Raw genomic sequence first — 11,099 nt, 5'->3', positions numbered from 1 at the left:
CCTCTGCCGGGGCACGCCTCGGCAGGGGCTCTCAGCGCAATCTCCAACTAAATTTCCAGACGTCAGGTTACAGTACCCGTGTCTGGTCCGAATCAATGTGGGATAGTGTGCATTGGTGCGTCTGCGCTGTGCCATATCGGACGTCAAAAACGTCGAAATCCGGTCCAGATCATGGATCATGGTCTCAGAACTGTGGAAAAAGCCATCTGGAGCAAAGGCTTCCTATTCCCGGTTGGCATTATTGTTCCTATAGTCGAAAATAGAAAAACCAGATAAACACCCATTCTGCGGGGGAGATATAGATGATCCGGTCAGAGCTGATTCAGAAGATTGCCGACGAAAATCCACATCTTTATCAACGCGATGTGGAGCGCATTGTGAACACGATCTTCGATGAGGTGACGGATGCGATGTCGCGCGGCGACCGGGTGGAGTTGCGTGGCTTTGGTGCGTTCTCTGTCAAAAGGCGCGATGCGCGCACTGGACGAAACCCGCGGACGGGTGAGACAGTCGAAGTTGAAGAAAAGCACGTGCCGTTTTTCAAGACGGGCAAGTTGCTCAGAGATCGTTTGAACGGGAAGGCCTAAATGCGCTACATTCGCTATGCTTGCATCGCTATTTTCGCGGTGGCCCTTATCGCCGTGGCCATGGCCAACAGTGATACTGTGACTTTACAATTGTTGCCCGGTGGAGTTGCGTATCTCTTTGCCGTGGCGCCTAAGGTCGAACTGCCGCTTTTTGTGGTGATTTTCATCGGTATCGTGGTCGGTTTGCTCGTCGGCTTTGTTTGGGAGTGGATGCGTGAATATACCGTGCGTGCCGAAAACGCCCGCAATGCACGCGAAGTCCGCCGTCTTGAGCGTGAGGTTAAGCGCCTGCGCGGTGAAAAGCACGAAGGTAAGGACGAAGTGTTCGCCCTGCTGGACGAAAAAAGCTGAACGATATGCCGCAAGTTTCGGTCAAGATTTGCGGCTTGAGCCGTCCTGAACACGTGTCTGCGGCGGCAGAAGCGGGTGCGGCCTATGTAGGCTTCGTGTTCTTCGAAAAGTCGCCCCGCAATATCAGTTTCGACGCCGCCCGTGCCTTGGCGCTGCAAGCGCCTGTTGGCCTTGCCAAGGTCGCTTTGGTGGTCAATGCAGATGATGCGTCGTTGGACGCGCTGACGCAGACCGTGCCGTTGGATGTCTTGCAACTGCACGGGACGGAAACACCTGAACGTGTCGCGCAGGTCAAAAACCGTTATGGCCTGCCGGTGATGAAAGCCGTGGGTGTGGCCGATGCCAACGACCTGATGGCATTGGATACATATGCGCGTGTAGCCGATCAGATCCTTGTCGACGCCAAGCCGCCGAAGGGCGCGGATCTCCCGGGTGGCAACGGGCTCGCCTTTGACTGGCGGTTGATCGCCGGGCGGCGCTGGTCGACCCCTTGGATGCTGGCAGGGGGGCTTGCTCCGGACAACGTTGCCGAGGCCATTCGTCTGACCGGAGCGCGGCAGGTCGATGTCAGTTCGGGCGTCGAAAGTGCCCCGGGCCAGAAGGACACGGACCTGATCCGTTCGTTTGTCATGGCTGCCAAGGCTGGAGTGCCTGCGTAAAAAGCACGGGTGTCGCATTTACCCCGGCCTCCGTTCGCGATAGAGCATCACGACTGAAAACACGGAGACTTGTCCCATGGCAGACGATCTTTTTAATTCCTTCATGAACGGCCCTGACGAGCAGGGGCGTTTCGGTGATTTTGGGGGGCGCTTTGTTTCCGAAACGTTGATGCCCCTGATCCTCAGCCTTGAAGAGCAGTACGAGATTGCCAAAACGGATGACAGTTTCTGGGCCGAGATGGACTTTCTCTGGAAGCATTATGTTGGCCGTCCAAGCCCGCTCTATCATGCCGAGCGGCTGACTGAGCATCTGGGCGGCGCCAAGGTTTACATGAAGCGCGACGAGCTGAATCACACCGGCGCACACAAGATCAACAACGTGCTGGGCCAGATCATTCTGGCGCGTCGCATGGGCAAAACCCGGATCATTGCAGAAACCGGAGCGGGTCAACACGGCGTGGCCACAGCGACCGTCTGTGCCAAGTTCGGTCTGAAATGCGTTGTGTACATGGGCGCACATGATGTCGAACGCCAGGCGCCAAACGTGTTCCGCATGCGCTTGCTGGGCGCAGAAGTCGTTCCGGTCACCTCAGGCCGTGGCACCCTCAAGGATGCGATGAACGATGCGCTCCGCGACTGGGTCACCAATGTGCGCGATACGTTCTATTGCATCGGTACCGTTGCAGGCCCGCACCCATATCCGGCGATGGTCCGTGATTTTCAGGCTATCATTGGCAAGGAAGTTCGCGAGCAGATGGTCGAAGCCGAGGGGCGTTTCCCTGACACGGTCATCGCCGCGATTGGTGGCGGGTCCAACGCGATGGGCCTGTTCTATCCGTTCCTGGACGACAAAGAGGTCGGGATCATCGGGGTCGAGGCCGGCGGCAAGGGCGTGAACGCCAAGATGGAGCATTGCGCGTCATTGACTGGCGGACGTCCCGGCGTTTTACACGGCAACCGAACCTACCTGTTGCAAGACGACGATGGGCAGATCCTCGAAGGGTTTTCGATTTCAGCAGGGCTGGATTATCCCGGTATCGGGCCGGAACACGCGTGGCTGCACGACATCGGTCGCGCGCAATATGTTTCGATTACAGACGTCGAAGCGCTTGAGGCGTTCCAACTGTGCTGCACCCTCGAAGGGATCATTCCGGCGCTAGAACCCAGCCACGCTCTGGCGCATGTGATGAAGATCGCACCCGAGCTGCCTGCCGATCACATCATTTGCATGAATATGTGCGGACGCGGCGACAAGGACATCTTTACCGTGGCGCGCGCGTTGGATTTTGACATGGGGTCGTTCGAGTAGCACGTTGAGGTGGAAAAGCGGGCCACTGGCGCATTTAACCATCAGGCCGCGTAAAGCTTCAAGATGTCCAGTGGTACGATGTCCAGAGCGCGGATATGGGTCGCGTCCAGACTGACTTTGGGCGCGCAACCCTCGTCATGGGCTTGAAGGAACCGCCCCGCGCACAAGCACCAACTGTCGCCCGGATTGAGGCCCACAAACCCAAATTCGGGGCGCGGCGTGCTGAGGTCGTTTCCGACATATTTGGAAAACGCCAGAAATTCGGCTGTCATCACGGCGCACACGGTGTGACTGCCCTGATCTGCCGCGCATGTGTTGCAATGACCGTCGCGGAAAAAGCCGGTCACGGGATCCACGCCACAGAGGCCCAATGTGGTTCCAAGCACGTTTATACTGTCGTCTGGTTGCATGTTACTCCCCTTCGCTGGCCGCTACGATCTGGCGGAACATATTGATATTCTGCGCTATTATGACGGGCTCCCGGAACATTTGATCCGCGGCAGTCGTTACGATCACCACATCTGCGTTCTTGTTTATATAAAGGTATTGCCCATAGATTCCACGCCCCATGAATTCACCCGGCGCAGCGTCCATTGGCATCCACCATTGATACCCATATCCCAGTTCTTCGGGCTGCGTTGGCGCACTGGGCGTCGTTGACGCCGCTATCCACTCCGCAGGCGCCACACGCTGACCCTGCCACATACCGTCCTGCAAGACCATTTGGCCAAAGCGCGCATAATCGCGCGTTGTAATGTTGAGACCACCGAGGACAAAGGCAACTCCGACACCATCGGTGAGATAGGAGGGGGCATGCTCCATTCCCAAAGGGGCGATCAGCTTTTCAGTCATCAGATCGGGGATGTCACGCCCGGTGGCCCCGCGCGCAACCATTCCGATGACATGCGTATCAATCGAGGTGTACTGCCAGATGTCACCCGGCGCGGCAAAGTTGCCCGTTAGCCCTTCTGCAAATTCATCCATTTTTCCACCGAAGGCAAGGATGCGCCCCATCCGGTTGATATCGCTGTTAAAGCTCAAGTAATCCTCGTCGAATGTCACGCCGCTCGCCATCTGCAAGACGTTGCGCACCGTTGCCCTATCGTATGCGCCGCCCTTCAGGCTCGGCGCATATTTGATGATTGGGTCATCAAGGGACGCGATGTGCCCCTCGTCCACAAGGATCCCGAACAGGACTGACAGGTAACTTTTGGCGATAGACCAACTGATCCGCCGATCATCTGCAGTCGTACTTTGGTAGTAGGTCTCGTGAACGATGTTTCCACGCTTTAGAATGAGCATTGAAGTCACGATGCGCGCCTTTGCCCAATCGTCATAGCTGGATGGCATCGGTATTGGCGGGCCTTCAGGCAGAGGGCTGACTGGGCCATTCCCGCGCGACATCTCGACGTGCAAAAATATGCGACCCATATTTGAAAAGTTCGAAATAATCCTGTCTGGTTTGAATAATGCGTTCGCCGCGAGCAAGCGTTTGATCTCTACCCATTTCCAAAACCCGACAATTGCACTGCCAGTTATCAACAGCAGGGCAGAAAGAAGGAGTAAATAAGCGATCATTGCAGAACTTTATCCATTGAACTCGTAAAGTTACTCACAAGCGGATACCGTGGTTTGCTCAACACCATACCATTTGATCCATCGACCGTGAAAATCGGCGCGGCCCAGATCCAACTTCAAATCTCCGGGCCAGAGCCGCAGAGTCAGCGCCGCGCCTACAGCGCCGGTCTTATCCCCGTCCGTCTCCATCTGCATCCAGCCCAGCGGCGTTTTCTTTGTTGCTTTCGCACCGGCAGCTTCGATCAGGTCGATGCCACGGGCCTGAAGCGCTGCAGGAAAATACTGCCAGGCAACGGTGTTCTGGATCAGATGCAGGTGACCGGCGGGCGCGTCTTCCAGACGCTGTTCTAGCCAGGCAATCGCGTCACCCTGAGAAACGGTGGCGTTCATCACTGAAGCGGCCGCCCGGGTGAGATCAAGGCGATAGGGTTGATCAGCCCAAAGGTAGGCTGTCAGGCGCAACAAATCCTCTTTATCCTGCGGGTTCAGAGGGTTCAAATCGACACCTGATCTGTCCACAAGCTGTGGATAAGCGGTCGGCGGGGGCGGACCATCCCACTCCGGGGACAGGGTCAAAGCAGCTGCCTTCGGCCCGAAAGATGCACCGGCCGCATTGAGCGCAAAGTGATCCCACATCAAATTCAGCCCGCCACTCGCCCCAAGTTCAGACAGCACGATCGGACGGTCGAAGTGACTGAGGGCCACATGTGCCCTGGCGATAAGAGCAGCACTGCGGCGGACTTCATTGGTTTGCGGCGGGCTTTCGCTCCAATTGATCAGAAAATCTTCGTTTTTGGTCAATGCGGTTACGATGGCTTCTTCAAGCACAGCATCAGGTGGGGCGTGGGGCGGGTAGACGGCGATCAGATCGGCGGAGGCCCGTCGCAGCACCAATGCGTGCAATCCTCCGGCCAACCGGAGCGGAAGGGAATGTCCGGCAGGGCCGATATCCCCTTGATATACGGCTATTTTCCGACCCAGACGAGAGGTTTCATCCCAGTTGTTTGCCAGTATCGCCAGAACCTTGCCCATAAAGGGCGAACCCATACGGATGCAGGTTTCCGACTGGTCGCGAAACGCCTGGATCAGCGTCACGAAAAATGATCCTTGAGCCTTTGGAAGGCCGAGCGGGTATCTGGTTTGTCCTTCGCGTTCGTTTCCGAGGGCTTTGGTTTTGAGCCAGGTTTTTCGCCGGTGCCCGAACGCGGTGGCGCAACGCGCAACGCCACAGCGTTCATGAACTTGGGCCCGTCGCCCTGCGCCAAATGGGGGGCCCCGTCAGAACAGCCGCGCAGGACATCATCCAGCCAGTCTTCGTCTGCCTTGGGAAAATCGCGCAAGACATAGCCCGGAACGGCATCCTTGTGGCCCGGATGGCCCACGCCCATGCGAAGGCGCGCATATTCAGGCCCGATATGCGCGTGGATCGAGCGCAAGCCATTATGGCCCGCATGCCCACCGCCGATTTTCCAGCGCACCTTGCCGGGTGCCAGGTCGATCTCGTCATGCAGCACAATGACATCTGCGGGCTCGAGCTTGTAAAAGCGCATGGCGGCCCCCACGCTATCCCCGGACTTGTTCATGTAGGTTTCGGGCTTGAGCAATACCGCACGGTCCGACCCGAAACGCCCTTCGCTCACAACACCCTGATGTTTCGACTTCCACCCCGGAAACCCATGGTCGGCGGCAATGCGGTCCAGCGCCATGAAGCCGATATTGTGCCGGTTACGCGCATATTTTGGGCCTGGGTTGCCCAGTCCGACGATCAGTTTCATGGGTGTCCTCCGCCTAGTTTCTGCCACGCAGCATAGGGGGCGCAATCGGGGGGAACAAGGACTGCAATATGGTCTCCGCGTGAGATGTCCGGCAGTCTGAGATACGAAAAAGGCCGCCCCAAACATGGAGCGGCCCAGATTTTTCAAACGGGTTCGAAGATTACTCTTCGTCGCCCTCGGTGGCTACTTCGGTGGTCTCTTCGCCGGTGTCTTCGCCTTCGTCTGCGTCATCTGCCGCACGCAGGCCCGATGGCGCCGAGATATTCGCAATAACAAAGTCACGGTCGATCGTCGGCTTGGCCCCTTCAGGCAGCTTGACCGAAGAAATCGTGACCGCATCGCCGATTTCGCATTCCGACACGTCGATGGTGATGTGATCCGGAATATCGCCCGCGGTCACGACCAATTCAACCTCGGGCCGCATCAGGGTCATCACGCCGCCTTTTTTCAGGCCGGGCGATACGTCTTCGCCAACCACTTCAACTGCAATGAACAGGTTGATTTTGGTGGTGCGCTTAAGGCGCATGAAATCGACATGCGTTGGCAGGTCTTTGACCACGTGGCGCTGAACATCGCGGCAGATGACGCGGACGTCGTCGTGGCCTTCGATTTTCATGTTGAAGAGCGTCGACTTGAACCGACCGGCCTTCAGCATTTTCAGCAGCTTGTTAAAGGGCAGATTGATTGGTGTCGGATCCGTGTCGCCACCAAAAACAATCCCCGGAACCATACCGGCACGACGTGCCTGACGAGCGGCGCCCTTGCCTGTCCCCGTCCGTTCCAGGGCTTCGAGATCAGGAATCTCTCCAGCCATAATAATTCTCCAAGTGTTAGGGCAGGGTGCCTCCAAGGCTGTCACCCCGCGTGAAGTGCGCCAAATAGACCGGATCAGCGATTTTGGAAAGAGGCAAATTGCGCGGCTTTACTCTGGACGGCCCGCAGGGATCGTGGCACCGCTGAGACATGCAGATTTGGAATGATCTTCGCGCGTCACGCAAAGCCATCGCCGCCTTCGTGGTGATTGGTATCGGCTGGGCCAGTTTCTCGGCGCAAATGCCAGTCATCAAGGCGCAGGTCGGCGTAGGCGATGGCTTTTGGGGAACGTTGCTGTTGTTGGGCTCGATTGGCGCGCTGATGGCGATGTGGCTGGCCCCATTGGTCTATCGCATTTGTGGCACGTGGGCCTTGGTGGTCGGTGTGGCCACGATGGTCATCGGATTCTTGATGGCCGGAACAGCGCAGGGGCCAGTGGTGATGGGCATTGCCCTGTTTCTGGCGGCGGGCGGTTCGGGTGTGGCCGATGTGCTGGCCAATGCCGAGGTGAGCGAGGCGGAAACCGACACCGGGCGCAGCCTGATGAACCTGAACCATGGCTTGTTCTCGGTCGCTTATGCCGTCGCGGCGATTACGGTGGGCGTGGCGCGCGAGGCAGGCATCGGACCCGTTGGCATCTTTTCGGGCATGGCGGCGGCAGTCATCCTGCTCATGCTGTGGATGAAACTGCCGGACCGGCGGGTATTGTCGGGCGAAGACATGGCCGACGTGTCAGGTATGCCCTTCGCTTTGGTCTGGGTCGGTGGTCTGGTCGTACTGGCCGCTTTTCTGGGCGAAGCGGCGTCCGAAGGGTGGTCCGCGCTGCACGTCGAGCGGACCCTGGGTGGCGGCGCGGCCGAAGGAGCGATGGGGCCGGCCTTGTTGGCAGGCGGAATGGCCATCGGACGTCTGGGAGCGCATGTGTTCGGGGCTGGCTGGCCGCCGATCCGCGTGATGGTCATCGCGTCCTGTGTCGCAGGGATCGGTCTGGCGCTGGCCGGGGCCGCTCCAAGCGTCGCAGTGTCCTATGTGGGCTTTTTGCTGGGCGGTCTGGGTGTTTCGGTTGTCGCACCTTTGGCGCTTGGGCTCGTGGGACAGGCCGTGCCCAGAAAATATCGTTTGGCTGCAATCTCGCAGGCGGCGGCTCTTGGCTATGCTGCCTTCTTTCTTGGCCCTGTCATCATGGGATACGTGGCGGAAGGTTTTGGCCTGCGGGTGTCGTTTTACGTGATTGCGATCATCATGATGACGGTGTCGTTTGTCCTCGTGCCCTTGTGGGCCCGCATGCTTTCTGCCTCGGCTACGGCCAAGGCTCAGACGCTCAGGTGACCAGCCTCCAGCGCGCGGGCATGCAAGGCAAACTCGGGCGCGCGGGCTTTGCGCAGAGCGTCTTCGACATTGGCGGAGATCGGGGCCGGTATGTCCGGCGACACGTTCTTTTGCTTGAAAACCAGTTGGGCGCCGACGCGGTCGCACAGAAAGCTGCGCAGGATCACCTGACGTTCATAGGCAAAGAGGTGATCGACAAGTAATGCACCCTTGCCATCGCACAGAAAATCAAACTGGTTGCCGACCCGCGCATGGGGCGGGGGATCGTCTGCGATCACGTCCATGATGAACGTATCAAAACTCAGATCCGCGGTGCTGTGCGCCGCATCATCGGTGTCGGTGCGCTTGCGATAACGGTACCAACTGCGCAGGCGATCGACCGGGTTGCGAATGACGGCCATGGTTTCCGGACGGACGTTCAGCGTATCAGCCAGAAAGGGCGCGATGACCTTGTGATAGCGGTGCGCTGTCATATGCTTGCGGTGTTTGGCAAAGACGATATCGGCATGGGACATCAGCGCAACCTCGATAGCCGTCGTGCCCGTTTTGGGAACCGCCAGAAACACGAGGTTTGCGCCGGAACAGACCAGCATCAGGCTTGCCAGCGGCCTTCGAAATCCTCCGGGATCAACAGGTTGTGCTTGCCCAGGTCCGTCACGTTGGTTTCGCCGCACAGCGCCATTGTGGTGTCGAGTTCCTTGTGGATCACTTCTAGAGCCTTGGTGACGCCTGCTTGCCCCATTGCGCCAAGCCCGTAAACGAATGCACGGCCGATATAGGTGCCTTTGGCGCCCATCGCGATGGCCTTGAGCACATCCTGCCCGGAGCGAATGCCGCCATCCATGTGCACTTCGATCTGGTCGCCAACCGCGTCAAGGATCGAGGGAAGCGCGCGAATGGAACTCAGTGCGCCGTCCAGTTGCCGCCCGCCGTGGTTTGAGACGATGATCGCATCCGCGCCGACCTGAAGCGCCATCTTCGCGTCTTCGGCGTCTAAAATTCCCTTGAGGATCAAGGGACCGCCCCACATTTTTTTGATTTCTTTCACGTCGTCCCAGTTCAGTTTCGGATCGAAACTTTCTGCCGCCCAGACCGAGAGCGATGACATGTCGCTGATCCCGTCAATATGTCCCACGATATTTCCGAATTGGCGTCGTTTGGTCTTGGCCATGCCGGCAATCCACCGCCACTTTGTCGCCAGATTGACGATATTGCCGAGTGTCGGGCGGATCGGAATGGAAAGACCGTTGTGGATGTCCTTGTGCCGCTGCCCAAGGATCTGCAAATCCAGTGTCACCACGAGGGCCGAGCACTTGGCATCCTTGGCCCGCTGAATCACCCGCTTGATGTACTCCTTGTCCTTCATCGCATAGAGCTGAAACCAGAAGGGTTTGGTCGTGTTCTCTGCGATATCTTCGATCGAACATATGGACATCGTTGACAGGGTAAATGGGACGCCAAAGGCTTCGGCGGCTTTGGCGGCAAGGATTTCACCGTCCGCATGTTGCATACCGGTAGATCCTACCGGAGCGAGGGCGACGGGCATCGTCACATCCTGCCCGATCATCTGAGAGGCCGTGCTGCGCCCGGTCATATCGACCGCGACGCGCTGGCGCAGACGAATATCGGCGAAATCCGAGATGTTGTCGCGGAAGGTTTGCTCCGTCCAGCTGCCGGATTCGCAATAGTCATAGAACATGCGCGGAACACGACGGGCGTGGATGCGCTTGAGGTCTTCGATATTGGTGATCACGGGCATGATGAAGCTCTCATATTGGTCACATTTGCTTACCAATGCGCCCGATTTTTGGCAATCGGCAAATCCTGCGAAAAAAGGTGCGATATTGCACTTGTTTCGTGCGACATCGTTCTATACTGATTTATATAGTTCAATATCGTATCAATTTATGGGAGATAAGCAATGAAAGTATCACGACGCGAAACGCTTGCCTTGATTGGCGGCGGGACGGTTTTGGCCGCCACCGGAGGTGCCACCGCATTCGCCATGACTCGGACGCCCCACGCGGCCCTTGCGCCTTGGGATCAAGCCGGGCGCTATGACGATCCAAGGCTCTATGCTCTGTCATATGGATTGCTGGCCCCCAATCCGCACAACCGCCAGCCATGGGAAGTTGCATTGGACGGCGAAGACGGCATGGTGATCTATCGCAACCCCGATCTGGACCTGCCAGTTACGGACCCCTTTGCGCGGCAATTGACCATCGGCATGGGATGTTTTTTGGACCTGACCCGCATGGCAGCGGCAGAACGTGGTTTTATGATGGAAACTGAACTCTTTCCTGAAGGTGATGATGGGCCTGTGGCGCGGTGCCGTCTGGTCGAAGGGGCGACAACGGATCCGCTCTTTGCCCATGTCATGGAGCGGCGCAGTCACAAGGAGCCCTTTGAGGCGCGCACGGTGAGCGCCGAGGCCGCGGCCCCCTTGGCGCAATATGCCACGCTGTACCTTGGCGGAGAGAAAGCCCAGAAGCTGCGCGATATCGCAAACGAAGCCTGGTTGATCGAAGCCGCGACGCAGGACGCGTGGATGGAGAGCATTGACTTTCCACCTAATGGATCGAAGCCACCGGCTTCTAGCCGGTCCGCTTCAGCGAATCTTTCTCTGATCTTCTCTCCTGAATTTTGAAACCCGCTGTGGCGGTATGGTTTCAAAATTCAGGAGAGAAGATCATGCGTT

General features: G+C 57.8%; 13 protein-coding genes. 6 read left to right on the top strand and 7 right to left on the bottom strand.

Annotation, left to right across the window (positions count from 1 at the left end):
- Positions 1–302: 302 nt before the first annotated feature.
- The 4 genes from ihfB (at position 303) to trpB (ending at position 2,906) form a co-directional block, all read left to right on the top strand.
- Positions 303–587, top strand: a complete 285-nt coding sequence (ihfB, locus tag LC354_RS23530) for an integration host factor subunit beta (RefSeq protein WP_223428418.1) — start codon at positions 303–305, stop codon at positions 585–587.
- A complete protein-coding gene (locus LC354_RS23525; RefSeq protein WP_223428417.1) occupies positions 588–938 on the top strand; it encodes a LapA family protein in 351 nt (116 codons plus the stop codon).
- Between the two features lie 5 nt (positions 939–943).
- A complete protein-coding gene (locus tag LC354_RS23520; protein ID WP_223428416.1) occupies positions 944–1,597 on the top strand; it encodes a phosphoribosylanthranilate isomerase in 654 nt (217 codons plus the stop codon).
- Positions 1,598–1,673: 76 nt separating this feature from the next.
- Entirely contained in the window at positions 1,674–2,906 is a 1,233-nt protein-coding gene (gene trpB / locus LC354_RS23515; RefSeq protein ID WP_223428415.1) for a tryptophan synthase subunit beta, read from the top strand.
- A 41-nt stretch (positions 2,907–2,947) separates the two neighbouring features.
- On the opposite strand, the gene LC354_RS23510 is transcribed toward trpB, so the two are convergent.
- The 5 genes from LC354_RS23510 to LC354_RS23490 all read right to left on the bottom strand — a co-directional run bounded on the left by LC354_RS23510 (position 2,948) and on the right by LC354_RS23490 (position 7,073).
- A complete protein-coding gene (locus LC354_RS23510) occupies positions 2,948–3,316 on the bottom strand; it encodes a DUF2237 family protein (RefSeq protein WP_223428414.1) in 369 nt (122 codons plus the stop codon).
- Position 3,317: 1 nt separating this feature from the next.
- Positions 3,318–4,208: a serine hydrolase domain-containing protein gene (locus tag LC354_RS23505; RefSeq protein ID WP_317849389.1), complete on the bottom strand. Its 891-nt coding sequence runs from the start codon at positions 4,206–4,208 to the stop codon at positions 3,318–3,320.
- A gap of 306 nt (positions 4,209–4,514) precedes the next feature.
- Entirely contained in the window at positions 4,515–5,579 is a 1,065-nt protein-coding gene (locus tag LC354_RS23500) for a DUF2332 domain-containing protein (RefSeq protein ID WP_223428412.1), read from the bottom strand.
- A complete protein-coding gene (pth, locus tag LC354_RS23495) occupies positions 5,576–6,259 on the bottom strand; it encodes an aminoacyl-tRNA hydrolase (protein WP_223428411.1) in 684 nt (227 codons plus the stop codon). The genes LC354_RS23500 and pth overlap by 4 nt, the downstream gene beginning before the upstream one ends.
- Positions 6,260–6,419: 160 nt before the next feature.
- Positions 6,420–7,073, bottom strand: a complete 654-nt coding sequence (locus LC354_RS23490) for a 50S ribosomal protein L25/general stress protein Ctc (RefSeq protein ID WP_223428410.1) — start codon at positions 7,071–7,073, stop codon at positions 6,420–6,422.
- A 149-nt stretch (positions 7,074–7,222) separates the two neighbouring features.
- On the opposite strand from LC354_RS23490, the gene LC354_RS23485 reads away from it, so the two are divergent.
- Positions 7,223–8,401, top strand: coding sequence for an MFS transporter (locus LC354_RS23485; RefSeq protein WP_223428409.1), 1,179 nt, complete (start codon positions 7,223–7,225; stop codon positions 8,399–8,401).
- On the opposite strand, the gene LC354_RS23480 is transcribed toward LC354_RS23485, so the two are convergent.
- Positions 8,386–8,994, bottom strand: coding sequence for a sulfotransferase family 2 domain-containing protein (locus LC354_RS23480; RefSeq protein WP_223428408.1), 609 nt, complete (start codon positions 8,992–8,994; stop codon positions 8,386–8,388). The two genes, LC354_RS23485 and LC354_RS23480, sit on opposite strands and share 16 nt — an antisense overlap.
- Entirely contained in the window at positions 8,994–10,160 is a 1,167-nt protein-coding gene (locus LC354_RS23475) for an alpha-hydroxy acid oxidase (protein WP_223428407.1), read from the bottom strand. The genes LC354_RS23480 and LC354_RS23475 overlap by 1 nt, the downstream gene beginning before the upstream one ends.
- Before the next feature lie 162 nt (positions 10,161–10,322).
- Between LC354_RS23475 and LC354_RS23470 the strand changes: the two genes are divergently transcribed.
- Positions 10,323–11,048 carry a hypothetical protein gene (locus tag LC354_RS23470; protein WP_223428406.1) on the top strand — a complete coding sequence of 242 codons (726 nt, stop codon included), beginning with the start codon at positions 10,323–10,325 and terminating at the stop codon, positions 11,046–11,048.
- The last annotated feature ends 51 nt before the right edge of the window (positions 11,049–11,099 follow it).

This window comes from Tateyamaria pelophila (assembly GCF_019966495.1).
Taxonomy (GTDB): domain Bacteria; phylum Pseudomonadota; class Alphaproteobacteria; order Rhodobacterales; family Rhodobacteraceae; genus Tateyamaria; species Tateyamaria pelophila.
This window is presented reverse-complemented; position numbering and strand designations above follow the sequence as displayed.